This window comes from Pandoraea aquatica, from assembly GCF_902459565.1.
GTDB lineage: Bacteria > Pseudomonadota > Gammaproteobacteria > Burkholderiales > Burkholderiaceae > Pandoraea > Pandoraea aquatica.
Genome location: NZ_CABPSN010000002.1, coordinates 740,566 through 764,828, shown reverse-complemented (window position 1 = coordinate 764,828; position 24,263 = coordinate 740,566). Strand labels below are relative to the sequence as shown.

The following is a 24,263-nucleotide window of genomic DNA, read 5'->3' as shown; positions in this document are numbered from 1 at the left end:
AGAAACAGCGAACGGCGCACTGCAAACACGGTGCGCCGTTTTTTTTCGTCATGCGATCAGAATGTGTGTCGCATGCCGACGTTCACGCCCAACTGACTCGTCCCCGCAGTGGGTGATCCGCCCGCCCCGCCGGAACTGACCGAGTAAGCCGCATGCTCGCTGTTGCCCAGCCAGGCGACTTGCGTGTACACGGCGGTGCGCTTCGACAGGAAGTAGGTACCGCGCAACGTGGCCATCGTCGCCCGCGCATTCTGACGGGCGTTCAACATGCGGAAGACTTCGCCGTCGACGGCGAATGCCGGTGAGAACTGATACAGCGCGCCGATGTAGAACATGTCGGAATTCACGTCTGCCACGGCGGCCGACGCGGTCTGCACGCGACGTCCCAGCCACCCCGCGCCCGCCTTCCAGTTGCCGCCCTTCACATAGCCGTTCAACTGCCAGCGGGTGTCCTTGTCCGACGAACTGGTCAGCGGCACCGCGGCCGCGCCGTTGAAGAAGCTCGCCGCAGCGCCTGCGCCGCCGCGTTGTTCGTCCCACGCACCGGCTACGCCGAACCACGCCGTGTCGTACTTCAGCATCGCGGAGATCTGACGGCAGGCCGTCATCTGGCCCGGCGTCTGGCCGGCACAGGTGCCTTGTCCGGGAGAGTTACCGGTGCCGCCGCTGTCGCGTCCGAACGAATAGGTCGCGCCGACGGTAAGCCCGCTGAACACGCCCTTGTAGGCGACCGTGTTGTCGCTGCGCGCATTGGGGATGTAGTTATCCAGCGAGCCGCTGCCGTACAAGTCCGGGCCGAGAATGTCGGCGTCGTTCATCACCCAGAACGTCATCGAATACTGACGACCGAACGACAGCGTGCCGTACTGATTCGACAACCCGACCCACGCCTGACGCCCGAACAACCGTCCGCCCTGATTCAGATCGCCCGCGCGCACGTTGAAGCCGTTCTCCAGCATGAACAGCGCGTGCAGACCGCCGCCAAGGTCTTCGTCACCACGCAGGCCCCAGCGCGACGGCAGCGAACCGGTATTGGCCGGCATGCGCACGAGCGAACTGTTGTTGGGTCCGGCGTGTGAGATGTATTCGACGCCGGTGTCGAGAATGCCGTAGAGCGTCACGCTCTGGGCCGAAGCGGAAGTGGTGGCCAATGCGAGGCCGGCAGCCAGCGCGAGCGCGGGCAGTCCCTTGTGGATCACGGTGATGTCTCCATGGATACGTGTGGTGGCCTGACCTGTGCCGGTCAGTTGCAGCGCCGCCGCATCGCCGTCGGGGGACGCGCGGTAGCGGCGGGTACTTCGCAGACGCACGCCGGGGTTCGGCGTGCATCTGTATCGGGATCAATCGACGATCAGGCGACGGTGCCCGGTGCCGGTTGCGTCGCCGCTGGCGCGAGCGAGCCGCCGCGTCCCACGCGACGACGCATCACCAGCATGAGCGCCGCCGCAAGAAACGCCGGAATCGCGACGATCTGGAACGCCTGCGCCGTGCTCGACGCCGACGCGATCAGCACGCCGCCCAGACTCGACCCGAGGATCGAGCCGAGACGGCCGACACCAAGCGCCCACGCCACCCCCGTCGCACGGGAGGCCGTCGGATAGTAAGCCGCCGTCAGCGCGTTCGCGCCGGTCTGCGATCCCGCAATGCCGAAGCCTGCGAGGAACACGACGAGCATGAGCCAGCCCGACTGGTGCGTCACAGCGCCCAGCACGCACAGCGCGATACCGGCCATCACGTACGACGCCGCCAGCACGCGATACGGACTCGTGCGGTCCATCGCAAAGCCGATCATCACCGCGCCGACCGTGCCACCGAGCGGCAGCATCGCACCGATACGCGCGGCTTCCGCGAGCGTGTAGCCGGAATCCTTCACGATCAGCGGCAGCCAGCTCGTGAGCAGGTAGAACGCGCACAGCGTGCAAAAGTACGTCGCCCAGAGCAGCAGCGTGCCCACGATGTAACGACGCGTGAACAGGCCGCCGACCGCCGAGTTGGTCTGCCCGGCAGGCGTCACCTCCGGATCGATGCGCGTGACTGCCGGATCGATGTGACGAGCGATTTCCAGCAACTGGTCGGCACGGTCGCCGCGCGCCGCGAGGTAACGCATCGACTCCGGCAACCAGCGCATGAGTACCGGCACGAAGGCAATCGGGACCACGCCGCCCGCGATCAGCACGCCGCGCCAGCCGATGTGCGGCAGCGTCTGCGCCACGATTTCACCACCGATGGCGAAGCCCAGCGTGAAGCCGCAGAAGGTAGCCGTCACGAGCAGCGAGCGCATGCGCTCGGCGCAATACTCGGAACTGAGCGTAATGGCGTTGGGCATCGCACCGCCCAAACCGATGCCGGTGACGAAGCGCAGCACAGCCAGCTCCGTCGGGCTATGTACGAAAGCCGAGGCGATGCTGCCCAGAGAGAAGAGAATGACGGAGAGGATCAGCACACGCTTGCGGCCAATGCGGTCGGCGAGCGGCCCGAACACGAAGCAGCCGAGCATCAGGCCACCGAGTCCGGCACCGAACACCGTGCCGAGGCTGGTCGTCGCCATCGCCCACTCGCTGCGGATGGCCGGCGCAAGATAGCCGATGGCGGCCGTGTCGAAGCCGTCCAGTGTGACGATCAGAAAGCACAGGGCAATCACGCGCCATTGAAATGGCGTGATGCCTCTGCGGTTCATCAAAGCGGATATTTCCATGTCTGTCTCCTGTGCGGTAACTACCGCATGAGCGGCGGCCCGTGGCGTCTGTCGACGACGCTCTGTGCAAGGGCTCGCAGCCGGTTGGGGGCGATTACATCAAGAACTTTGGTTTGAGGAAGGATGTGAGGACAGGCGCGCAGCCTCGCCGGGCAACTCCGGGTCGCCCGCCGACAGGTACTCCCACATGCGCTCGATGATCCGGCCCGAGCGTGTGGCGCGCGCGCGGCATTCTTCGTCGCTCAGCACGGCAGCGGGCAACGACGCTTCGAGGGCGAGCACGTCGAGATCGACGCGGGCGGCGTCTTCGAGGTACCACGTGAGCGCGACCATCGCTTCGAGCGTGTCCGCCGCGACGACGGCCCCGTTACCGCGCATGACGACAGCAGCATTCGTACCCATCGTGGCGATCACGGCCGCGGCTTGTTCGTCGGAGCGAATCAGTTGCGGGTCGTCCCACAGCGGCACGCCGGGGGCGAAGTACGTGCCCGGCCCGTGCAGCGCTCGCGGCGTGCGGCGCAGTGTGGAGAGCGACATGGTCTTGGGCGGCATGGTGCGTGCGACCGCACCGATGTCGGGGCGCGAGCGATAGATCTTCTGATGCAGACGGACTTCGCCAAGCACGCCGTCGGGCAGCGGACCGTCGATCGGCACCACAGTGCCCGTCTCGCCGACGCCGATGAGTCCCATCGGACGGGCGGCGCAGACGACGAAGCGATCCGCATCGAGACGCGCACTGCAATGTCCGTACGCATGCGCCAGTCCGGCGCGCGCCAGTGTGCGGGCGGCTACGCGCACGGCGCGGTCGATGTCGGTGATGTCGACATGCCGTGCGGCGTCGAACGTATCGTGTGTCATGGGGATACCGGCCGAAATTTCAGGGCAAAAGGTCAGGACGAAAACTCGGGAATCTCAGGCTTCGCGCCCCACATGCAGAACCCCGTCGGATCGAACGGGAACTGACGCGGCACGTAAGTCGCTTCATCCTCCGGCGCGATCTTGCGCACGCCTGTGGAGTACTCGTAGACCATGCCGTCCGGCCCCGCGAAGTACAGAAACATCGCGTGCGACGTCGGGTGACGCCCCGGACCGAAGCGAATCGGCACGCCCTGTTCGCGAAGGAAGTACCAGGAGCGCATCAGGTCGTCGATGCCGTTCACCTGAAAGTTCACGTGCTGAATGCCCGCACGCTTCGCCGGAAACAGCGCGATCTTGTGGTGAACGTCGTCGATGCGCAGCAGCGGCGCGTCACCGATACGGTCCGACACGCGGGCGTTGCACACACTGGTCCAGAAGGCTTCGTCGCGACGTGCATCCGTCGTGCACAGGCCCACGTGACTGAAAGAATCGATGCCCGCATCGCGCTCGCCGTGATAGCCGCGCCCGGTCTGCGCCGCGCGCAGCACCAGTTCGATCTGGTTGCCGGTGGGATCGCGGAACGTGAGGAAATCGGCCACGCGGCGCAGGTCGGCCTCGTCGCGCGTGCCGCGTCGAAACTCGATATGCATGGCTTCGAGCTGTGCTGCGGCCGCATCGAAATGCGCATCGCTGGCGACGTCGAACGCCACCGTGTGATCGGCAGGGTCGCCCTCGAAATAGCACACCGAATGATCGCGGCTGTCGCTGCGAAGGAATACGAAACCGGCTTCCCGACGCACTTCCTGCAACCCGAGAATGGTGCGCGCATAGCGCGTCGCACCTTCGAGGTCGCGCGTCCCCAGCCGCACGTAACGAATGTCGTGCAGATTGATCACCGCTTGTCTCCTGCGGATATTGTTCGTGTCCCGGACGTGCGTCCGGTGACTTCAATGTCGTGGAGATACGATAAGGACCGGCGTCGCATGACGCCAACAAATTGCGTAAATGCGCGGTATTTACGTCGTGAATTGAGGGTGCAGCATGCGAGCACGCAGGTGCCGCACATGCATGTGCAGCAAGCGTGTGCCGTCAGATTGGAGGGCGATCAGTCTTCGCCGTGGAACAGGCGGAAGATCGTGCTGCGCAGCCACCGGTGGCCGGCGTCGGTATGAAAGCGCTCGTGCCAGAGTTGCGAGATGTCGAACTCGGGGCCGTCGAACGGCAGCGCGTAAGTGCGCAGATCGGCGGCGGCCTTGAGCGCGCGGCCAAGACGCGTCGGCACGCACACCACCAGATCGCTCGCGGCGATCAGCGCCGAGAGGCCCATCGAGTGCGCCATGCGAAGCGCCACGTGACGCTGATGCCCCGACTGCGCAAACCAATGCTCGACGGCCGTCTCAAACACGTCGTGATGCCCCGCCGTCGGTCGGTACACGGCGTGCGCCGCGTGAAGGAACGTCTCGGCCGTGAGTTCGCCGCGAATCGTCGGATGTCCCTCGCGCACGAGGGCGACGTAATGTTCGCGGAACAGGCGTTGCTGATGGAAGCCGGACGAGAAGCGTGTGAACAGGCCGAGCGTGAGATCGATGTCGCCCATCGCCATCGCGTTCTGCGCTTCGCGCGGCGTCGTGTCGACCGTGACGATGCGAACGCCGGGTGCTTCGACGGCGAGCGTGGCCATGAGCTTCGGCATGAAGATCAACTGGCCGATGTCGCTCAGGTAGAGACGGAACGTGCGCTGCGCTTTCGCCGGAACGAAGTCCTGCGGCGCTTCGACGGCACCGCGAATCAGGCCAAGTCCCTCAGTGACCGGCGGCGCCAGCGATGCGGCGAGATCGGTCGGCAGCATGCCTTGCGGTGTCTTGACGAACAACGGGTCGCCGAAGGCGAGCCGCAGACGCTTGAGCGCATTGCTCACCGCCGATTGCGTGAGGTTCAGTTCCTCGGCCGTGACCGTCGTGCTGCGCGTACGCAACAGCGACTCGAACACGAGCAACAGATTCAGATCGAGCGAGCGTAAGTTCATCTCTGCCAGGCAGTCCTGCAAGAAGCGTCCCGCATTTTAGGCAACCCGCAGCTGCACGCGCAGTGCGGGAAACCCCTGCGCTGCGCACCGCTGCGTTCATGGTATTTACGTGCGCGCCAGCGCGTGCAGACGCGCGATCACTTCCAGCACTTCCGGACGCTTCTCGCGCTTGGCCGTCACCACGTGGTACTGCAACGGGCACGCGACTTCGGCGTCCGACAGTCGCACGAGACGGCTGCGTGCCATCCACTCGCTCGCCAGCGGCGCACGGGCAAGCGCAATGCCCAGCCCCGCTTCGGCGGCCGCGAGCACCACCGTGTAATCCTCAAAGCGACGGTCGCGCGCACGCGGTCGCAACGTGACCCCGTGCGCACCGCACCAAGCGCGCCAGCCCGTGAGATCGGAGTCGTGCAGCAAGGGCATCGCCAGCATCTCCGACACACTTGCGCCCTTCAGACGCTGCGCCATCTCGGGCGAAGCCACCGGGTACAGCGCCTCGCCCATCAACGGTTCCGAATCGACGCTCGCCCACCCACCACGTCCGTAGCGCAAGGCGATGTCCACTTCGCCCGCGCCTACGTCGGCGTTGCGATGCTCGGTCGTCACCTGTATGTCGATGAACGGCTTGCCCGCTTCGAGCGATTGCAGACGCTCAAGCAACCACAGTTTGGCGAATGACGGCACAACACTCAGTCGCACCGCCGGGGCCTTGCGCGCCTGATGCCACTGATCGGCGGCCGCGTCGATCACATCGAAGGCATGTTCGATGCGACCGAGAAAGCGCTGACCGTCGCACGTCAGACTCACCCCTCGCCCGTGACGCTCGAACAACGCGCAGCCGAGCCAGTTTTCGACCGCGCCGACCCGGCGGCTGATCGCGCCGTGCGTCAGGCCGCTCGCCTCGGCGGCCGCCGTGAACGAGCCATGGCGGGCAACGAGGCAGACGGTTTCCAGATTCGCCAGCGGCGGACGGGCGCGAGGTTCGGCGTTCATGGTTCGGGGGATATCGGTTGGCGTGCGAGCAAATATTGGGGACAGATCGGTGCGCGAGGGCGCGCTGGCAAGCTGTGAATCTGGCTCACAGCTTGCCAGCGATTTGTGCAGTAGCTTATCACCACGCACGTACGGCAACATAGGCATCTGCGGGCAATTTCGCCCCTCGCACATTCCCTTCTGGAGCCCACCGTGTCAGCCGCTGCCCCCGCCTCCTTCACGCTCTACGTCGACGCACAGTTCACCAGCCCTTACGCGCTGTCGGTTTTCGTCACGCTGCGTGAGAAAGGTATTCCGTTCGAACTGCGCACCGTCGATCTCGATCAGGGCGCGCATCACGAAAGCGGCTTTGCCGACCTGTCGATCACGCGTCGCGTGCCGACGCTCGTGCATGGCGATTTCACGTTGTCCGAATCGTCCGCCATCGACGAGTATCTGGAAACGATCTCCCCCGACGTGCCGGTGTATCCGGCCGACATCCGGGAACGTGCGCGCGCCCGGCAGGTGCAGGCATGGCTGCGCAGCGATCTCGGCGCACTGCGTGAGGATCGTTCGACTCAGGTGATTTTCTACGGCCCGTCCGAGGCACCGCTGACGGATGCAGGCTATGCGGCGGCGAGCAAGCTGATCGCCATCGCCGAGGACCTGCTGCCCGACGGGCGCATGTCGCTGTTCGACAAGTGGTGCATTGCCGACGTCGACCTCGCGGTCATGCTGAACCGTCTGGTCTATAACGACGACGTCGTGCCGCCCGCACTGGCCGAATACGCGCGCCGTCAGTTCCTACGCCCGGCGGTACAGGAGTGGATTGCAATGACGCGGCCGCCGCGCGAATGCGATCTGGTGGACGGCAAGGCGGCCTGACAGGGATGTTGGATTGATGCGCCTGACGGCGACGACGACCGCTTCGCCGTCAGGCGGCCACCATCGCCAGTTGCTGGCGGTGGATGCGGATATGCAGGAGCACCAGCAGACGGTGCGGGCAGTCGTCGCGCAACGCGACGCTGCGGCTCTCACGCTGGCTGCTGCCACCATCGACCATGACATGCCGACTGGCGAGTGCTGCCCGAAACGCGGCCGACGCCAGCGAGCGCGTCGCCAGCAACAGCAGCAATAAAGACGCCGCCATCGCAATCCGGAAGTCGGCCGAGGTAAAGACGCGCTCGGGCACATCGAAGACGAGCATCGCGATGACGACGCAGACGTCGATGCACACAGCGCCCAGCGAGGCCACGATCAGATACGCGCGCAACATGCGAATCGTTGTCGACTTCATCTGTCTCCTCTCCCATTCTTGATCTACGGGCGGAACGTCCACGATTGCCGCTCCCGGTTTCAAGAGGGGGCGTGCATCGCCTGTGGGGACGTTCCCGACATCATGCGCCTTCGATATTAAATGTCGAGTGTCAGCCGGCCTGTGACCTGAAATGTTTTTTTACACACTGTTACCCTGCGACGCAGCGGTTTCGTGGCAGACGTGCGCCCACGCAACTTTCGGCAAATCACGCACTTTTCTTGCAAAAATCGTCCAAATTCCGATTTTTCGCGGCGTGATACCCCCTGAAAGCCCGTAGTGACGGGAGAAGCGGTGAATTCAGTCGACAGGCAGGCCCCGAAAGGAGGAAAATACCCACCTTGCCGTTTACGTTAACGGCACTGACGACTCAAGCCACCTCTGCCGAGACATTTGAAGAAACATGAGCGCCGATAACCAATTGCGTTTTGTCGTGGAGCCGCACGCCAACCCCACCCCCGCCGACCAGATCACCGCCGCACTGGCGAACCCGGTATTCGGCCGCGTATTCACGGATCACATGGTCACGATCCGCTGGACCGAGGGCCGCGGCTGGCATGACGCGAAGGTGGAAGCCCGCCGTCCGTTCCAGATCGATCCGGCGTGCGCCGTGCTGCACTACGCGCAGGAAATCTTCGAAGGCATGAAGGCCTACCGTGGCGAAGACGGCAAGATCTCGCTGTTCCGCCCGCAAGCCAACGCCAAGCGTTTCCGCGAGTCGGCGCAACGCATGTCGATGGCCGATCTGCCGGAAGCCGTCTTCCTCGAAGCCGTGGAAAAGCTGGTCGACATCGACCGCGCATGGATCCCGGGCTCGGAAGGCAGCAGCCTCTACATCCGTCCGTTCATGTTCGCCTCGGAAAGCTTCCTGGGCGTGCGCGCCGCACATGAGTACATCTTCTGCGTGATCGCCTGCCCGGTCGGCCCGTACTTCAAGCCCGGCAAGTCGGCCGTGACGGTGTGGGTCTCGGATCAGTACACGCGCGCAGCCCCCGGCGGTACCGGTGCTGCGAAGTGCGGCGGCAACTACGCCGCCAGCCTGATTGCGCAAACGGAAGCGAGCGCCAAGGGCTGCGATCAGGTCGTGTTCCTCGACGCCGCGCAACACCGCTGGATCGAAGAACTCGGCGGCATGAACGTCTTCTTCGTGATGGACGACGGCTCGCTCCAGACGCCGCCGCTCTCGGGCACGATCCTGCCGGGCATCACCCGCGCATCGATCATCGAACTGGCACGCCGCGAAGGCATGACGGTCAACGAGACGCCGTACGAATTCGCACAGTGGCAGGCCGACGCGGCCAGCGGCCGTGTGAAGGAAACGTTCGCGTGCGGCACGGCTGCGGTCGTGACGGCCATCGGTCAGGTGCGTCACGCCAACGGCGAATTCAACATCGCCGACGGCGGCGAAGGCCCGGTCACCAAGCGTATCCGCGATCAGCTCACGGGCATTCAACGTGGCAAGGTCGCCGATCCGTTCAAGTGGGTCCACCACGTCGCCTGATCGTGCGTTAATACCGTATCTACATAACAAGCTGTGAAGCTGCGCGTCGCACGAGACAGCGACGCGGGAAATCTTCGGCGGCGCGTTCCGGCATCAGGAGAGCCGGGCGCGCCGTCTTGTCGTTCCTGACTTACTGATCATGAAACACGATACGGGCGCTGTATCCGGCGCCATTGCGGCAACCGACACAATCGGCGTACCGCACTCCGTGGTCGAAGACATCTATGCGATGGTCATCGGCATGGCATTTGTGGTGGTCGGTCTGGTGCTGCTCAAGGCTGCCGGGTTGGTTACCGGCGGCGTAGCTGGCATCGCACTGCTCGCCTCTTACGTCTTTCCGCTACCGGTGGGCACCATCTTTACGCTGGTGAACATTCCGTTCTTCCTGTTCGCGTACTTCACGATGGGCGCGCGCTTTGCGCTCAAATCTACGGTCGCGAGCTTCGGCATTACCTTCGCCCTCGCGGCCATGCCGCAGACGCTCGACATCGCCTTCGTCAATCCGCTGTTCGCCGCGTTCGTCGGCGGCACGCTGTGCGGCATGGGCATTCTGGCGTTGGCACGTCACGGCGCAGGCGTCGGTGGCACCGGCATCGTCACGCTATGGCTGCAACGCAAGCGCGGCATCAATGCCGGAATCACGCAGGTGTGCATCGACACGACGATTCTGATCGCGTCGCTCGCCACGATTCCGGCAGGACGCGTCGCCTGGTCCGCTATCTCGGCCATCGCCATGAGCGCAATGGTCGTCGCGTGGCACAAGCCGGGACGCTACACGGGACGCTAAGCGCTGCCGTCGTCCGGGATCAGGCCGGCCGATAGTCCGGACGGTACGTCGGCCGATACGCTTTCGCCTGATCGAGCAGCCACTCGCGGAACACGCTGAGTGGCTGCCCGTGTGTCAGTTCCGTCGGGTAGACGAGGTAGTAGGCCGACTCGGCCACGCTCTTCACGTCAAACGGAATCGTGAGGCCGAGCGTCGCCAACTGTCCCTCGACGAAGAACTTCGGCACGAGCGCAATCCCCAACCCCGCCGCCGCGCCCGCAATGAGCATGGTGTGCAGCTCGTAGCGCACGCCTTGCAACGCCCGGTGATCGTCGACGCGCTGCTCGGCAAACCACTGCGCCCACGCGCTCGGACGCGTCGTCGAGTGCAACAACGGATACGTCAGCAAGTCCGCCGCCGTACGCACCGGTCCTTTCAGGATCGACGGTTTGCACACCGGCACCACTTCTTCACCGAACAGATAATCCGACGACGTGCCCGGCCACGTCGGCTGGCCGAAGTGAATCGCTGCCTCGAAGTGCGTCTCGTCGAACGTAAAGAGGTCGGTGTGCACGCCCATGTTCACGCGAACGTCCGGGTGGCGGTCGTCGAAGTCTTTCATTCTTGGAATCAACCACTCTGACGCGAACGTCGGCAGCACCGCCAGTTCCAGCGAGCCGCCGCCGCTGCCGTGGGCCATGATCGACAGGGTGTCGCGATCCAGTTGTTCGAGCGTCCGACGCACCTGAGTGCCATAGAGCCGTCCCGCGCGGGTGAGCACCACGCGCTGCTTGGCGCGTACGAACAGCCGCACGCCCAACTGCGTTTCCAGCGTGGCGATCTGGCGCGACACCGCGCTCTCGGTCAGAAACAGCTCGCGAGCCGCATGGGTAAAGCTTTCGTGCCGGGCTGCCGCCTCGAACGCCAGCAGCGCCGCAGTCCCGGGGGTCTTGAATTTGCGCATGTTGATTCCAAAAACGCATCAAGTGGCAATTTTATCTCGCTTTACGCGAGACGCATCCGTTCCAATAATGCAGTCACTGCAAGAAGGCATGACGGTGCGCCGCATGCCTTGCCCTGACACCGCCTGACACCTTTACCCTGTGATGTCGCACAAGACGGCATCCCCCTGCGAGACAACCTGATGCGCAACGCCAACGTGCAGTCCTTGCTGGTTTCCCTGATCGGGGAAGCGCGTACCGACGCGCTTTTCGCCACGCTCAATTCGCCGTCGATCCTGTCCGACTTCGAGCCGGGGCGCGTTACCCGCGCCGAACTGGCGCAAGCCATGAACATGGCGCTGTTCGAAGGGCTGCTCGCACGCTCGCAAAACGGCCGCACTTACACCGAAGAAGCCATTGCCGCTGGCGGTGGCGTCTACTTCGATCACGGCGCGCTGCGCACCGTGCGCTGGGACCAGAACGGCGCCCTGCCGCCAGGTGAAGCGGCGTTCACGCGCATCCTGCGTCCGCTCGGCTTCAAGTTGAACGGTCGCTATCCGCTCGACCGTCTCGGCATGACGGGCCGCGCCTATGCGCACGAAGACGCCCCTGAAGAGATCTCGCAATTCTTCGTGAGCGAACTGCATCCCGAGCGTTTCTCGGAGACGTTCCAGCAGGCCGTGTCGCGCGTCGTCGGCACCTCGAAAGACCCGCTCACGCCGGCTGCCGTCGGACAACTGTGGGAACTGGAGCGCGACGGTACGCTGCCGCTGGAGAGCGCACAGGCGCTGCTGCCGGTCATCGTGGGTGCGTTTGCCCGTCAACACGACGTGCCGAGCGAAGCCGACTACGAACTGTTGCTGGCAGAATCGGCCGAAATGGCGTGGATCTCCACCGAAGGCAATGCGTTCAACCACGCCACCGACCGCGTGGAAGATGTGTTCGCGCTGTCGGACGCCGAGAAAGCCAAGGGCCGCCCGATGAAGCCCGAAGTCGAGCGCTCGCGCTCGGGTCGTGTGTTCCAGACCGCCTATCGCGCCGACACCGTGCGTCGCGAGTTCCGTGGCAAGAACGGTGAGACCGTGACGCGCGACGTGCCGGGTTCGTTCTACGAATTCATCTCGCGTCACCGAGAGTACGACACCGCCAATCGCTGCTGGAAAATCGATCTTCGCTTCGATGCCGGTAACGCGCAGGGCATTTTCAAGATGACGGCCAACGCCAAGTAATCAACGAATCAACGCTGAATTCCATAAGGGTATTAACGTGAACGCGACCTCCATCCTCAACGAACTGGGTATTGCCAAACTGGCCGAAGCGGGCGACATCGCCGTGCATTCGCCGATCAACGGCGAACTGATCGGCCGTGTGGCCAGCGCGTCGGTCGTCGACGCACAAGCCGCCCTCGCCCGCGCCCACAAGGCGTTCACCGCATGGCGCAATGTGCCGGCCCCGCGTCGCGGCGAGCTGGTGCGTCTGCTCGGCGAAAAGCTGCGCGAGCGCAAGCAGGCACTGGGCGCGCTCGTCACGCTCGAAGCAGGCAAGATCCTGCAAGAAGGTCTGGGCGAAGTGCAGGAAATGATCGACATCTGCGACTTCGCGGTCGGCCTGTCGCGTCAACTGTACGGTCTGACGATCGCCTCGGAGCGCCCCGGCCACCGCATGGCTGAGACGTGGCATCCGATGGGCGTTTGCACCGTCATCTCCGCCTTCAACTTCCCGGTCGCCGTGTGGTCGTGGAACGCTGCACTGGCACTGGTGTGCGGCAATGCCGTCGTGTGGAAGCCGTCGGAAAAGACGCCGCTGACCGCGCTGGCCGTGAACAAGCTGATGGAAGAAGTGATCGCCGAATTCGGCGACGCACCGGAAGGCCTGACCGCGCTGATCATCGGCGGTCGCGACGTGGGTGAGGCGCTCGTCGCCGATCCGCGCTCGGCCATCGTGAGCGCCACGGGCAGCACCGAAATGGGTCGCAAGGTCGGTGTGGAAGTCGCACGTCGCTTCGGCCGTTCGATCCTCGAACTCGGCGGCAACAACGCCGGTATCGTGACGCAGAGCGCCAACCCAGAACTGGCCCTGCGCGGCATTCTGTTCTCGGCGGTCGGCACCGCCGGTCAGCGTTGCACCACGCTGCGTCGCCTGTTCGTGCATGAGAGCGTGTACGACAAGACCGTCGACCGTCTGAAGACGCTGTACGGCAAGGTCGCCATCGGCAACCCGCTTGAGCGCGGCACCCTGATGGGCCCGCTGATCGACGAAGGCGCATTCAAGCGCATGCAAGGCGCGCTCGATCAGGCCCGTGCACAAGGCGGCAAGGTGACGGGTGGCGAGCGTCATACGGTGGCGGGCAACGAAGGCGGCTTCTACGTGACGCCGGCCATCGTCGAAATGCCGTCGCAAACGGAAGTCGTGCTGACGGAAACGTTCGCGCCGATTCTCTACGTCCTCAAGTACAGCGACTTCAACGAAGCCATCGACGCCAACAACGCGTCGTCGCACGGTCTGTCGTCGTGCGTGTTCACGAACGACCTGCGTGAAGCCGAGCGTTTCACGTCGTCGGCCGGTAGCGACTGCGGCATCGCCAACGTCAACATCGGACCGAGCGGCGCAGAAATCGGCGGCGCATTCGGTGGCGAGAAGGAAACCGGCGGTGGCCGCGAGTCGGGTTCGGATGCATGGAAGGGTTATATGCGCCGCGCCACGAACACGGTGAACTATTCGTCCGCCCTGCCGCTCGCGCAAGGCATCGACTTCTCGATTGAGTGAAGTCGCGGTAGCGAACCGACATGTACGACTTTACGACTCCGTTCGCGAATCCGGCTGGCTCGCCGATTCGCGAGTTGTTCAAATACCTGTCCGAGCCGGGCATGATCTCGTTCGCCGGCGGTTATCCGGCGAGCGATCTGTTCGACGTCGACGGTCTGGCCGCGGCTCAGGCGCGTGCGTTCGCTCAGCCGACGCGCTGCCTGCAATACGGCCCGACCGACGGCCTCGCGGAACTCAAGGCGCAGATCATCGCGCTGATGGCACAACGCGGTGCACCGTGTGCGTCCGAGGAATTGCTGGTGACGACCGGCTCGCAGCAAGGGCTCGACCTGTTGCTGCGTGTGATGGTCGCACCGGGCGATGTCGTCGTGACGGAACAGCCCGCCTATCCGGCGACGTTGCAGGCACTGCGTCTGCAACAGGCGAAGATCGTCACGGTGCCGGTCGATGCCGACGGTCTCGACGTCGCACAACTGAGCACGCTGCTGCGCGACGGCAAGATCGCCGTGCCGAAGCTGCTCTATACCGTGCCGACGTTTGCCAACCCGACCGGGGCCACGCTCTCGCGCGAACGCCGTATTGCACTGCTGAAGCTGGCGGTGGAATACCGCTTCGTGATCGTCGAAGACGATCCCTACGGCGATCTGCGCTTCTCCGGTGAGGCTGTGCCGACGATGCTCGGTCTGACGGCCGAAGTGCCGGGATCGCGCGACTGGGTGGTGCACTTCTCCAGCCTGTCGAAGGTCGTCGCGCCCGGCTTGCGAGTGGGCTGGACGGTCGCACCGCCGGAGATTGCGCGACGTTGCGTCGTCGCCAAACAGACGGTGGATCTGTGCAGCGTGCCGTGGACGCAGGCCGTCGCCGCCGAGTACCTCGCGGAAGGGTCGCTCACGCGACATCTGCCGAAGATCACCGAGGCCTACCGTCTCAAGTGCGAAGCGATGTGCAACGCGCTGCGCGACAAGCTCGGCGACGCGATTCAGTTCCACGCACCGCAGGGCGGCATGTTCGTGTGGGCGCGACTGGCGGCGGTGAAGACGAGCGCGCTGTTGCCGAACGCGATTGCCGAGAAGGTGCTGTTCGTGCCGGGCACGGCGTTCTTCGCCGACAACGTGGACGAAGCTTCACTGCGTCTGTCGTTCGCAGCCCCGGCCGTGACGGCGATTGAAGAAGGTGTGGCACGTCTCGCACGTGCGATGGGCGCGACGGGCAAGTAAGTCACGCCATCATGACAAGGGCCTCGCTGGCCGTCTCGAACGAGACGGTTGGCGAGGCCCTTGGCGTTTGTGCTTCCCTGCTCTGTCGCTTACAGCTTCACGCAGACGTTACGCAGCTCCGTGTAGAACTCCAGCGAGTGCACGCCGCCTTCGCGGCCGATGCCCGACTGCTTAGCACCGCCGAACGCGGTGCGCAGGTCACGCAGGAACCACGCATTGATCCAGCACACGCCTACTTCCAGCGCCGCGCCCATGCGGTGTGCGCGGCTGACGTCCGACGTCCACACCGTCGCGGCCAGTCCGTAAGGCGTGGCGTTCGCCATCGCAATCACTTCCTCTTCGGTATCGAACGGTGCAATGTGGCAGCACGGCCCGAAGATCTCTTCGCGGATAACCGATGCCGTCTCCGGCAGTCCCGTCCAGATGGTCGGCTGAACCCACGCGCCGTCCTTCATCGACGCAGGCATGTCCGGGACACCGCCACCGGTCACGACCGTCGCGCCTTCTTCGCGCGCCTTCGCGTAGTACGACAGCACCTTCTCGCGATGCACCTGCGACACGAGCGGGCCGAAGGTCGTGCCTTCCGCGTACGGGTCGCCGATCTTCAGCGATTCGGCACGTTCCTTGAGCGCCGCCACGAAGCGCTCGAAGATCGGACGCTGCACGTACACGCGCTCCGTACCGAGACATACCTGACCGCTGTTATCGAACGCCGAGCGTGTAATGCCCGCGACGGCCTTATCGAAATCCGCATCGGCAAACACGATGCCCGGGTTCTTGCCGCCGAGTTCGAATGACACCGGACGCACGCCGTTCGCCGCAGCCTTCATGATGGCTTCACCGGTACGCGTCTCGCCCGTAAAGGTGATGCCGTTCACGCCAGGATGCTCCGTCAGGAATGCGCCCGCCGATTCCGGCCCGAAACCGTGCACCACGTTGTAGACCCCCGGCGGCACGCCGACTTCGTTCATGACCTCGCCGAGCAGCGTGGCGGTCGCGGGCGTTTCTTCCGACGGTTTCACCACGACGGTGTTACCGAACGCCAGCGCAGGGCCGACCTTCCACGTCATGAGCAGCAGCGGCAGATTCCACGGGCAGACGACGGCAATCACACCGCGCGGCGTGCGCACGCCGTAGTTGAGCGCGTTACCGCCATCGGGCGTCGTCATCGCGAACGACTCGGTCGGCACGTTCTTGATCATGTCGGCGAACACCTTGAAGTTCGCCGCACCGCGCGGGATGTCGAGATGGCTCGCGAGTCCGTGCGGCTTGCCGGTGTCCGCGATCTCGGCGGCCAGGAAGTCGTCGAAGCGGCGGTTGATGCCGTCGGCCACCGCGTGCAGCAGCTCCACGCGCTGCGCGACGGTCATCTTGCCCCACGGGCCCTGAAGCGCGGCGCGGGCGGCGCGCACGGCGGCATCGACTTCGCTGCGCCCGGCTTCGTGAACGAGGCCGATCACGCTGTTGTCCACCGGATTACGGTTCTCGAAGGTGCGCGGGCTGGACACCCACTCACCGTTGATGAAGTTCTGGAAATCCTTCATGTCTCACGCTCTCTGTCTGGTTGGATGCTGGATGCGGATTGGCGTCACCCCCCGATAACGGTCAAGGGGCTGACGCCGGCATGGAGCACACGATAAATCCGTCACCCGATCCCCGTCAACATTTTCTCGAGAATTTTTATTTATCTCGATTATTTTTCGATTTTGCGACAATCTGAGGGAAGCCGCTTATACTCTCGGCACTCGTCCCCACAGGTCCTGACCGCCTGACATATGCATAGCCCGACCGCCCCCTCGTCCCAGCCTGCCCCGGCTGCCGACGCCACGCTGGCGCAAAGCGCCTACATGCGTCTGCGCAGCGACATCGTCGAGGGCCATCTCGCGCCGGGCGAAAAGCTGCGCGTCGAGCATCTGAAGGATCGGTACGAAGTGGGGGCAGGAACGCTGCGCGAGGCGCTGGCGCTGCTGGTGGCGGACGCACTCGTCGTCCAGCACGGCCATCGCGGTTTTCGGGTGACGCCGATCTCGCTGGCCGATTTCATCGACATCACCGAGACACGCGTGCAGTTGGAGACCGAGGCGCTACGCCAGTCGGTCGCGTTGGGCGACGATGCGTGGGAAGCCGATCTGACGAGCGCCTTCCATCTGCTCTCGCTCGCGGAGGAGCGGCTTGGGAAGGATGGCGAGCAGGACGTCGGGCAATTTGCCCAGTGGGAAGCGCGCAACCGCGCGTTCCATGAGGTGTTGATTCGTGCGTGCCCGTCGCGCTGGCTGCACCACTTTCTGGCGATTCTCTATCGCCAGTCGGAGCGCTATCGACGACTGTCGATCACGCACCGTCCGGTGCCGCGCGACGTCCATGAAGAACATCAGGCGATCTTCGACGCGTGCCTCGCGCGCGACGCCGACCGCGCCGCAACGTTGCTCGCCGCACACATCCGCAAGACGCTGGAAGCCGTTCGCGAACTGCCCGACGCCGTGATCAACGCCGGGACGGTGCCACTCGCGGCGGTCCGCTGAGCGGGCAAGCGCAGACGCTCAGCGCGACAAGCTGTCACGCACGATCTGCGCGAAGTAACGTGCGCCGAGCGGCAGAATCGCGTCGTTGAAGTCGTAGCACGCGTTGTGCAGCGGGATCGCGCCAGGTTCGTCGCCACTGCCGTTGCCGATGAACGCGAAGTTGCCCGGCACATGCTGCAAGAACACGCCGAAGTCTTCGGACGCCATCACCGGCGCGATCTCCGCGTCGACCATTTGCCCGCCGGCCACCGCTCGCGCCGCACGCACGGCCAGTGCCGTGTTGTCGGCCCAGTTCATCGTCGGTGCAAACTCGTGCGTGTATTCGAACTCGCAGTGCGCGCCGTGCATTGCGCACGCGCCCATGCAGATGTCGCGCATGCGTGCCTCGAGCAGTTGTTGCACGTCCGGCGTGTAGCTGCGCGTGTCGCCCCGGATCTCGACGTTCGTCGGAATCGCGTTACGAATGCCGTCCGTGATGAACTCCGTGCACGACACCACCGCTGACACGCCCGGGTCGACGCTGCGCGACACCACCGTCTGCAACGCCACGACGATCTGTGCGCCGATCACCAGCGGATCGACGCCCATGTGCGGTCGCGCCGCGTGCGTGCCCTTGCCACGAATCCGGATGACGAAGTTGTCCTCGCTCGCCATGATGCCGCCCACGCGCGTGGCGATGCGTCCCGTCGGAATGCCCGGCATGTTGTGAATGCCGTAGATCGCATCGATGGGAAAGCGCTCAAGCAGCCCGTCGGCAATCATCGCCTTCGCGCCACGGCCGTGTTCCTCGGCGGGCTGGAAGATGAAGCGCACCGTGCCGTTGAAGTCGCGCGACTCGGCGAGCAGCTTCGCCGCTCCCAGCACCATCGACATATGACCGTCGTGACCGCACGCGTGCATCTTGCCGGGGACTTGCGACGCGTAGTCGCGACCCGCTGCCTTCTCGTCGATCATCAACGCGTCCATGTCGGCCCGAATACCGATCGCGCCCGTGCCGTCGCCGACACGCAGGTTCGCCACAATGCCCGTGCCGCCGATGTTGCGATGTACGTCCAGCCCGAGGCTCTCGAGAATCGTCGCCACCGTCTGCGAAGTGCTGACTTCCTCGAAGCCCGTTTCCGGCTGACGATGGAACGCGTGCCGCCATCCGGTCAGCGCGCGGGCGAAATACGTCTCTTGTGCGGTGTCGTGACTCATACGTGGCTCCGGCGATTCGCCTGATCAATAGGCTAGATACGTGACGAGGTTAGCGTGCGAGCCACGCCTGCTGGCGCGCCTCGACCGACGTGGCCGACTCACCGACCAGTTCGGCGTAGACGGAAGGCGCCGTCGCGCCCTCGGTGCTGATGAGCAATACGCGCGAGTCGGACGTGAGGCCGAGCGCCGACGCCATCGTCGGCGTTGCCGCCGCTAGCATCAGCCCCGCCAGCCCGGCTACACCGGACTCCCCAGCAACGAACGGCACATCGCTGTCGGTGCCGCGTGCGAGCCGCTGCATCGCCTGCACTGCTTGTGCGTCCGTGACGGTCATGAATGCGTCGACCGACGGTTGCAGGAAACGCCACGCGAGCGGCGACGTCTCACCACACGCCAGCCCGGCCATCACCGAATCGACCGCCCCCGAAGCCGAGGCCGCTTTCCCCGCGATAGCGCTCTGATACAGACAGTCGGCCTGCTCCGGCTCGACGACCACGAACGTCGGGCGCCACACGCCCCAGCGCTCCCACAGATAGCTCACGATGCCCGCCGCCAGGCCGCCCACGCCGCCTTGCAAGAAGACGTGCGTAACGTTCGCCGCAGGGCTGGCCGAATCCTTGTGCGATGCATCGCCATCCAGCGCTTCCGAGACTTCCGCCGCCACCGTGGCGTAGCCTTGCATGACGTCGCGCGGGATGACTTCGTATCCATCGTAGGACGTATCCGAAACCACATGCCAGCCGTGACGCGCTGCCAGCGCCGCCGCTTCTTCCACGGAGTCGTCGTAGTTGCCTGCGATGCGTACGATCTCCGCGCCATACGCCGCAATCGCCTGCTCCCGCTCGTCGCTGACATGCGCATGCAGCACGATCACGCAGCGGCAGCCGATGCTTTGCGCCGCAGCCGCCAGCGCACGGCCGTGATTGCCGTCCGTCGCGCTGATCGCGGTGAAGTCGGTCAGCGCGTCGCGATGCTCGCCGTTGAGCAGCGATTTCGCAGCAAAACCCTTCCCTTCGAACTGACGCAGCAACAGGCGCACCAGGGCAATCGGCGCGCCCAGCGCTTTGAAGCTGCCGAGCGCTGAGCGTAGCGCTTCGTCTTTCACCAACACGCTGCGCACACCGAGCGACGCCGCCAGATCCGGCAGCGAACGCAGCGGCGTAGCGCCCGGTGTGAGTCCGTCCCAATGCGCAAGCCACTCGCGGCTTTCCTGCGCGCGAGCGATGCTCATGATGTCCTGAAGGTCGGCCGGGTACGGCGCGCGTGCAGCTTGCGGGTTGACGTAAAGCATGGGGGGCATGGGGGGCTCCGGTATTGCGGGATATCGCTAGGGTCTGTTCACATTAATACGGGCTCGTGTTGCCCGGCCAAAGGGGCGAGCGCAAGGAATGAGCCGAAGCGAATATCGGTAATATTCGCGAGGATCATGACGCCGCGATCGCCCCTTTGGGTGGACAACCCGAAGGGAACGTGCCCTACCGGCCGTCTGGCGGCGTTGCCCGCAGCTTGCTTGGGGCGACCAAGCGGCGCTGCGAGCGCCTTGCCAGCCAGCCGGTAGAACACGTTCACGAGCCCGTATTAATGTGAACAGACCCTAGATGTTCATGAACGCAGCCGCTGACTTACAGCGGCACGCCCAGTCGTTGCGCGACGACGTCGAGCAGCACCTCGGCACCGCGCACCAGTTGGTCGTCGTCGGTGTGTTCGCGCGGGTTGTGGCTGATGCCGCCACGGCTCGGCACGAAGATCATCGCCGCCGGGGCAATGCGCGCGATCATTTGCGCATCGTGTCCCGCGCCCGACGTCATGCGCTTGTACGACAGACCCCGGCGCTTGACGCAGGCTTCGATCACGTCGGCCAGTTCGGCGTTGAAGACCACCGGCGTGAAGCGCGCCAGACGCTCCGTCGAAATACGCACGCCTTCGGCCTCCGCGATCTTCGTCAGAAAATCGGCCAGACGCGCTTCGCTCTGCGCAAGACGCTGTTCGCTCGGATCGCGCATGTCGACGGTGAACACCGCGCGGCGCGCAATCACGTTGATGACGCTCGGCTCGAACTTCATCGTGCCAACCGTCGCGAGCGTCGTGCCCGATTCGACGGCAATCCGTCGCAGCTCGGTCACCGTCGCCGAGGCCACGTAACCGGCATCGTGACGCAGACGTGTCGGCGTCGTGCCCGCGTGGTTGGCGTTGCCCTGCACGGTGATCTGCTGCCACGAGATGCCCTGCAAGTTCTCGACGACACCGATCTCCAGCCCTTCGGCTTCGAGAATCGGCCCCTGCTCGATGTGCAGTTCAAGGTATTCGTGAGGAACGAGCGTGCCGGGTTCCATCTCACCGGCGTAGCCGATGCGCACGAGTTCGTCGCCCAGACGCGCGCCATCGGTACCGATGGCGTCGAGCGCTTCGTCCACCGGCAGCCCGCCCGCGTGCACGAGCGATCCCATCATGTCGGGGTGGAAGCGCGCGCCTTCCTCATTGGTGAACGCCGCCACCGTGATCGGACGCGACGGCACGATGCCTGCGTCGCGAAACGCGCGCACGACCGCCAGACCGCCGAGCACGCCGTAGCACCCATCGAGCGCACCGGCGTTGACGACCGTATCGATGTGCGAGCCCATCATCAGCGGGCGGGGCATTTGACCCGAAGCGTCCTTCGTCGCCGAGGGCAGCGTGCCGAAGATGTTGCCGATGCGGTCGATCTGCACGTCGAGATCGAGCGCGCGCATCCACGCGACGACCTGATCGCGGCCAGCCTTCTCGTCGTCGGTCAGCGCAACGCGCGTGCGGCCACCTGCGACGGGATCGGTGCCGATCTCGCCAAGTTCGCGAAGTTGTTGGAGCAGGACGGGGCCGTTCAGGCGAAGCGCGGGGGTTTTCGTGTCGGACATGAGGCGGTCGGTTGTTCTTCTAGGGGTCGAAAGCGCGCTGCGGCATGGACTTCGGGAGGTCGCCGCTAGCGGAGTATCATCGGACAGCCTGAATAATATTCCGGAGTACGCGTACGATTTACGCGTTTTTGGCGTCTCTATCGAATTTTTATTGCGCAAATGAGCCTCGACAGTTACGACATCGCCCTCCTTGCGGCGATTCAGCAGGATGCGACAACGCCTCAGCACGCGCTGGGGGCGCAGGTCAATCTGTCGTCTGCGGCAGTGAACCGGCGGCTGAAGAAACTCGCGGAGGAAGGCGTGACGCGCAAAACCGTCTCGCTGGTCGACCCGGAGCAGGTCGGCTATCCGCTCACGATCATCACGGAAGTCGAAGTCGAGAACGAACGTCTCGACCTGCTCGACGCCATGAAGCGCAGCTTTCTCGCCTGTCCGCAGGTGCAGCAGTGCTATTACGTCGCGGGGGAATGCGACTTCGTGGTGATCATGGTCGTGCAGAACATGGCGCAGTACACGACGCTCACGCGCTCGCTGTTCTTCGAGAGCAACAACGTCAAACGCTTCAAGACGCTCGTCTCGATGAGCAACGTGAAGGTCGGGCTGGAGGTACCGCTGGACGCCGTCGCAGGGTGAACCTGACGACGGCGTGGAGACGAGGACGTTGCAGCTCAGAACTTGTGCCGCACGCCAGCAGTGACATACATCTGCGAATTCACGCCCGCGTCGACGTAGACGGTCGCAATGGCCGCCTGTGCCGGACCGATGCCGTTGTAGCCCGTAGCGTGCGCGTAAGTCACCACACAGAAGAGGTCCGTGCGCTTGCTAAGGCTGTAATCCACCGCCGCACTGACCTGATGGTAGTGCGCCGACGAATCCCCCGATGAATTCAGGTAGTCGTAGCCCGTCTGCGCAGCGAGCGCGGGCGAGATTTGCCACACCGCGTAGACACCATAGCTGTCGTAGCGCTGCGTCGTTCGGAAAGTCGAAGCGGCATCCGCGTTGTAATACGACTGGCTGTAGTAGCCGCCGAGCGTGACGTTGCCGAGCGTGTAACGTCCCCCTGCCCGATAAATGTCGATGGACTTCGCGCTGGCGTATGCGCGGTTCACGGCACTCACGAAGAAGAAGTCGGTCGTGCTCGACGGACGTGTCGTCGCGCGGGCATTGCCGTTATCGATATGCAGATACCCTGCCGCCACACGCGCCGGGCCGAACGTGTAGGACCCTGCGGCACTGTACGTCTGACCGGAGGCCTGCGCACCCGCCACGCCGCCGAGCGCATACATGCCTTCGATCTGCACGCCGCGCCACACCGGACTCGTCCACTTCACGGAATTGCTTACACGCGCCGTGTTCTGCGAGTTGTCGACGTCGCCCGGCGCAGTCCAGTAGCCCGCCACGAAGAAGTTGCCCTGTGTCGGCAGCACCTGATCGATCAGCGGGTCGTACTGCCGCCCGATCAGCACCGAGCCCCACTCGCGGCTCGTCAATCCCACGTACGCCTGACGCCCGAACTCCCGCGAGCCTTGCAGCAGCTTGCCGTTGGTCGAATCGAAGCCGTTCTCCAGCTTGAACACGGATTGCAGCCCGCCGCCGAGATCCTCGGTGCCGGTAACGCCCCAGCGCGTGCCGAGACCGTTGCCCGTCACCATCGATATCTGGCTTTGCTTGCCGCCTGCGTGATTCACATATTGCAGGCTGGTGTCGATGATGCCGTACAGCGTCACCGAACTCTGCGCCAGCGCGACGGACGGCATCGCGCAGACGGCACCCAGCAGCAGACCTGCCGCGACGGGCATCTTCATCATGTTATTTCGCATAACTAATTAACTTGTCAACAGTTGACGAATTCTCATTCGTCAGTGTTATAGGATCAGGAAGGGTTCAGAGACGATCAGGACGTTGGACGTGTCGTTGTAATCTCGTCGCGCAGCAGCTCGACGTAGGCGCGCATGGTGGCGATGCGGTGTTCTCCGATGCGCCGCGCGGTGTCTGTCGTCAAACCGTCCGCGAGGTGCAGCAGCTTCGTCTCGAAGTGATCGAGTGCAAAGCGGCGGTCGTCAAGGTCGCGATCCGTGGCGAAAGGATCGAGCGGGTCGTAAAGCCGCGAGCCATTGCGCCCTGCGACGTAGAACGTGCGGGCGATACCGATGGCGCCGATGGCATCGAGCCGGTCGGCATCGCGCAGCACGCCCGCTTCACTCGTGCGGGGCTCGATTCCCGCCGAGAAGCTGTGCGCTTCGATGACGTGCGCCGTGGCGTCGATGCGCATGGCGTCCCACCCCAGGGTGCGCAGCACCTCGCTGGCCTTCGCCGCCGACAACCTTGACGCTTGCGCGCGGCGCGGGTCCGTCTTCTCCACTTGCACGCAGTCGTGCAGCAGCACCGATACCGCGAGCATCTCAAGATCGAGCGTCGGATCGTCGACGGCGATTTCCGTCACCAGTTTCCACACACGAATCAGATGCGACCAGTCGTGCGAGCCGTCGTCGCTGTCCTGCTGATCGGCAGAAACGCCCATGATGCGGAGCACGGCGGCGATCACGTCGCCATAGGGGAAGAAGGCTTGCAGCAGCGGATGAGTCGTAGCGTTCAT

At 64.5% G+C, this 24,263-nt stretch carries 23 protein-coding genes; 8 read left to right on the top strand and 15 right to left on the bottom strand.

Translation table 11 applies throughout. The features are described 5' to 3' along the window. Nucleotides 1-56 precede the first annotated feature (56 nt). The 6 genes from PAQ31011_RS09000 to PAQ31011_RS08975 all read right to left on the bottom strand — a co-directional run bounded on the left by PAQ31011_RS09000 (nt 57) and on the right by PAQ31011_RS08975 (nt 6,572). On the bottom strand, nt 57-1,196 hold the full coding sequence (locus PAQ31011_RS09000) for a porin (RefSeq protein ID WP_484549342.1): 1,140 nt from the start codon (nt 1,194-1,196) through the stop codon (nt 57-59). A gap of 155 nt (nt 1,197-1,351) precedes the next feature. Then, nucleotides 1,352-2,695: an MFS transporter gene (locus PAQ31011_RS08995; RefSeq protein WP_150575474.1), complete on the bottom strand. Its 1,344-nt coding sequence runs from the start codon at nt 2,693-2,695 to the stop codon at nt 1,352-1,354. 99 nt (nt 2,696-2,794) lie between these two features. Beyond that, nucleotides 2,795-3,553 (bottom strand): class II aldolase/adducin family protein, encoded by a 759-nt coding sequence (locus PAQ31011_RS08990; protein ID WP_150575473.1) that lies wholly within the window; start codon nt 3,551-3,553, stop codon nt 2,795-2,797. Between the two features lie 32 nt (nt 3,554-3,585). After that, nucleotides 3,586-4,449, bottom strand: a complete 864-nt coding sequence (locus PAQ31011_RS08985) for a VOC family protein (RefSeq protein WP_150575472.1) — start codon at nt 4,447-4,449, stop codon at nt 3,586-3,588. Nucleotides 4,450-4,658: 209 nt separating this feature from the next. Next, complete coding sequence (locus PAQ31011_RS08980) at nt 4,659-5,579, bottom strand: LysR family transcriptional regulator (protein WP_150575471.1); 921 nt, start codon at nt 5,577-5,579, stop codon at nt 4,659-4,661. Nucleotides 5,580-5,684: 105 nt separating this feature from the next. Continuing rightward, entirely contained in the window at nt 5,685-6,572 is an 888-nt protein-coding gene (locus tag PAQ31011_RS08975; RefSeq protein ID WP_150575470.1) for a LysR substrate-binding domain-containing protein, read from the bottom strand. A gap of 192 nt (nt 6,573-6,764) precedes the next feature. Here PAQ31011_RS08975 and yfcF point away from each other — a divergent pair, with 192 nt between their 5' ends. After that, nucleotides 6,765-7,436 (top strand): glutathione transferase, encoded by a 672-nt coding sequence (yfcF, locus tag PAQ31011_RS08970; protein WP_150575469.1) that lies wholly within the window; start codon nt 6,765-6,767, stop codon nt 7,434-7,436. A gap of 49 nt (nt 7,437-7,485) precedes the next feature. On the opposite strand, the gene PAQ31011_RS08965 is transcribed toward yfcF, so the two are convergent. Next, a complete protein-coding gene (locus tag PAQ31011_RS08965; RefSeq protein ID WP_150575468.1) occupies nt 7,486-7,848 on the bottom strand; it encodes a hypothetical protein in 363 nt (120 codons plus the stop codon). A 421-nt stretch (nt 7,849-8,269) separates the two neighbouring features. Here PAQ31011_RS08965 and PAQ31011_RS08960 point away from each other — a divergent pair, with 421 nt between their 5' ends. After that, nucleotides 8,270-9,367, top strand: a complete 1,098-nt coding sequence (locus tag PAQ31011_RS08960; RefSeq protein ID WP_150575467.1) for a branched-chain amino acid aminotransferase — start codon at nt 8,270-8,272, stop codon at nt 9,365-9,367. A 139-nt stretch (nt 9,368-9,506) separates the two neighbouring features. Continuing rightward, nucleotides 9,507-10,154, top strand: coding sequence for a YitT family protein (locus PAQ31011_RS08955; protein ID WP_150575466.1), 648 nt, complete (start codon nt 9,507-9,509; stop codon nt 10,152-10,154). Nucleotides 10,155-10,173: 19 nt separating this feature from the next. On the opposite strand, the gene PAQ31011_RS08950 is transcribed toward PAQ31011_RS08955, so the two are convergent. Next, nucleotides 10,174-11,097, bottom strand: a complete 924-nt coding sequence (locus PAQ31011_RS08950; protein ID WP_150575465.1) for a LysR family transcriptional regulator — start codon at nt 11,095-11,097, stop codon at nt 10,174-10,176. A gap of 180 nt (nt 11,098-11,277) precedes the next feature. Here PAQ31011_RS08950 and PAQ31011_RS08945 point away from each other — a divergent pair, with 180 nt between their 5' ends. The 3 genes from PAQ31011_RS08945 to PAQ31011_RS08935 are packed head-to-tail and all read left to right on the top strand — an operon-like array spanning nt 11,278 to nt 15,057. Then, a complete protein-coding gene (locus tag PAQ31011_RS08945; RefSeq protein ID WP_150575464.1) occupies nt 11,278-12,303 on the top strand; it encodes a DUF1338 domain-containing protein in 1,026 nt (341 codons plus the stop codon). Between the two features lie 37 nt (nt 12,304-12,340). Then, nucleotides 12,341-13,840, top strand: coding sequence for an L-piperidine-6-carboxylate dehydrogenase (gene amaB / locus PAQ31011_RS08940; protein WP_150575463.1), 1,500 nt, complete (start codon nt 12,341-12,343; stop codon nt 13,838-13,840). A 20-nt stretch (nt 13,841-13,860) separates the two neighbouring features. Further along, complete coding sequence (locus PAQ31011_RS08935; RefSeq protein ID WP_150575462.1) at nt 13,861-15,057, top strand: aminotransferase-like domain-containing protein; 1,197 nt, start codon at nt 13,861-13,863, stop codon at nt 15,055-15,057. Nucleotides 15,058-15,146: 89 nt separating this feature from the next. On the opposite strand, the gene PAQ31011_RS08930 is transcribed toward PAQ31011_RS08935, so the two are convergent. Then, entirely contained in the window at nt 15,147-16,601 is a 1,455-nt protein-coding gene (locus PAQ31011_RS08930) for a 2-hydroxymuconic semialdehyde dehydrogenase (RefSeq protein WP_150575461.1), read from the bottom strand. A gap of 231 nt (nt 16,602-16,832) precedes the next feature. Here PAQ31011_RS08930 and PAQ31011_RS08925 point away from each other — a divergent pair, with 231 nt between their 5' ends. Then, nucleotides 16,833-17,579: a GntR family transcriptional regulator gene (locus PAQ31011_RS08925; protein WP_150575460.1), complete on the top strand. Its 747-nt coding sequence runs from the start codon at nt 16,833-16,835 to the stop codon at nt 17,577-17,579. 18 nt (nt 17,580-17,597) lie between these two features. Here the strand turns inward: PAQ31011_RS08925 and PAQ31011_RS08920 are convergent, their stop codons facing one another. Genes PAQ31011_RS08920 through PAQ31011_RS08905 form a run of 4 tightly spaced genes read right to left on the bottom strand, consistent with a single transcriptional unit; the run spans nt 17,598 to nt 21,667 of the window. Then, entirely contained in the window at nt 17,598-18,776 is a 1,179-nt protein-coding gene (locus PAQ31011_RS08920) for a M20 aminoacylase family protein (protein WP_150575459.1), read from the bottom strand. Nucleotides 18,777-18,825: 49 nt separating this feature from the next. Next, on the bottom strand, nt 18,826-20,067 hold the full coding sequence (locus PAQ31011_RS08915; protein ID WP_150575822.1) for a diaminopropionate ammonia-lyase: 1,242 nt from the start codon (nt 20,065-20,067) through the stop codon (nt 18,826-18,828). Nucleotides 20,068-20,114: 47 nt separating this feature from the next. After that, nucleotides 20,115-20,345: a hypothetical protein gene (locus tag PAQ31011_RS08910; RefSeq protein WP_150575458.1), complete on the bottom strand. Its 231-nt coding sequence runs from the start codon at nt 20,343-20,345 to the stop codon at nt 20,115-20,117. 53 nt (nt 20,346-20,398) lie between these two features. After that, nucleotides 20,399-21,667: a Zn-dependent hydrolase gene (locus tag PAQ31011_RS08905; protein ID WP_150575457.1), complete on the bottom strand. Its 1,269-nt coding sequence runs from the start codon at nt 21,665-21,667 to the stop codon at nt 20,399-20,401. A gap of 159 nt (nt 21,668-21,826) precedes the next feature. Here PAQ31011_RS08905 and PAQ31011_RS08900 point away from each other — a divergent pair, with 159 nt between their 5' ends. Beyond that, nucleotides 21,827-22,300: an Lrp/AsnC family transcriptional regulator gene (locus tag PAQ31011_RS08900; protein WP_150575456.1), complete on the top strand. Its 474-nt coding sequence runs from the start codon at nt 21,827-21,829 to the stop codon at nt 22,298-22,300. Nucleotides 22,301-22,335: 35 nt separating this feature from the next. Here the strand turns inward: PAQ31011_RS08900 and PAQ31011_RS08895 are convergent, their stop codons facing one another. Further along, entirely contained in the window at nt 22,336-23,475 is a 1,140-nt protein-coding gene (locus PAQ31011_RS08895) for a porin (protein WP_150575455.1), read from the bottom strand. Nucleotides 23,476-23,561: 86 nt separating this feature from the next. Continuing rightward, nucleotides 23,562-24,263 carry an HD domain-containing protein gene (locus tag PAQ31011_RS08890; protein WP_150575454.1) on the bottom strand — a complete coding sequence of 234 codons (702 nt, stop codon included), beginning with the start codon at nt 24,261-24,263 and terminating at the stop codon, nt 23,562-23,564.

Excerpts from the sequence above, each read along its gene's own strand:
- PAQ31011_RS08995 (WP_150575474.1), bottom strand. The coding sequence starts at position 2,695 with ATGGAAATATCCGCTTTGATGAACCGCAGAGGCATCACGCCATTTCAA.
- PAQ31011_RS08990 (WP_150575473.1), bottom strand. The coding sequence starts at position 3,553 with ATGACACACGATACGTTCGACGCCGCACGGCATGTCGACATCACCGAC.
- PAQ31011_RS08980 (WP_150575471.1), bottom strand. The coding sequence starts at position 5,579 with ATGAACTTACGCTCGCTCGATCTGAATCTGTTGCTCGTGTTCGAGTCG.
- PAQ31011_RS08975 (WP_150575470.1), bottom strand. The coding sequence starts at position 6,572 with ATGAACGCCGAACCTCGCGCCCGTCCGCCGCTGGCGAATCTGGAAACC.
- PAQ31011_RS08965 (WP_150575468.1), bottom strand. The coding sequence starts at position 7,848 with ATGAAGTCGACAACGATTCGCATGTTGCGCGCGTATCTGATCGTGGCC.
- PAQ31011_RS08960 (WP_150575467.1), top strand. The coding sequence starts at position 8,270 with ATGAGCGCCGATAACCAATTGCGTTTTGTCGTGGAGCCGCACGCCAAC.
- PAQ31011_RS08955 (WP_150575466.1), top strand. The coding sequence starts at position 9,507 with ATGAAACACGATACGGGCGCTGTATCCGGCGCCATTGCGGCAACCGAC.
- PAQ31011_RS08950 (WP_150575465.1), bottom strand. The coding sequence starts at position 11,097 with ATGCGCAAATTCAAGACCCCCGGGACTGCGGCGCTGCTGGCGTTCGAG.
- PAQ31011_RS08945 (WP_150575464.1), top strand. The coding sequence starts at position 11,278 with ATGCGCAACGCCAACGTGCAGTCCTTGCTGGTTTCCCTGATCGGGGAA.
- PAQ31011_RS08935 (WP_150575462.1), top strand. The coding sequence starts at position 13,861 with ATGTACGACTTTACGACTCCGTTCGCGAATCCGGCTGGCTCGCCGATT.
- PAQ31011_RS08930 (WP_150575461.1), bottom strand. The coding sequence starts at position 16,601 with ATGAAGGATTTCCAGAACTTCATCAACGGTGAGTGGGTGTCCAGCCCG.
- PAQ31011_RS08925 (WP_150575460.1), top strand. The coding sequence starts at position 16,833 with ATGCATAGCCCGACCGCCCCCTCGTCCCAGCCTGCCCCGGCTGCCGAC.
- PAQ31011_RS08920 (WP_150575459.1), bottom strand. The coding sequence starts at position 18,776 with ATGAGTCACGACACCGCACAAGAGACGTATTTCGCCCGCGCGCTGACC.
- PAQ31011_RS08915 (WP_150575822.1), bottom strand. The coding sequence starts at position 20,067 with ATGCTTTACGTCAACCCGCAAGCTGCACGCGCGCCGTACCCGGCCGAC.
- PAQ31011_RS08905 (WP_150575457.1), bottom strand. The coding sequence starts at position 21,667 with ATGTCCGACACGAAAACCCCCGCGCTTCGCCTGAACGGCCCCGTCCTG.
- PAQ31011_RS08900 (WP_150575456.1), top strand. The coding sequence starts at position 21,827 with ATGAGCCTCGACAGTTACGACATCGCCCTCCTTGCGGCGATTCAGCAG.
- PAQ31011_RS08895 (WP_150575455.1), bottom strand. The coding sequence starts at position 23,475 with ATGATGAAGATGCCCGTCGCGGCAGGTCTGCTGCTGGGTGCCGTCTGC.
- PAQ31011_RS08890 (WP_150575454.1), bottom strand. The coding sequence starts at position 24,263 with ATGAACGCTACGACTCATCCGCTGCTGCAAGCCTTCTTCCCCTATGGC.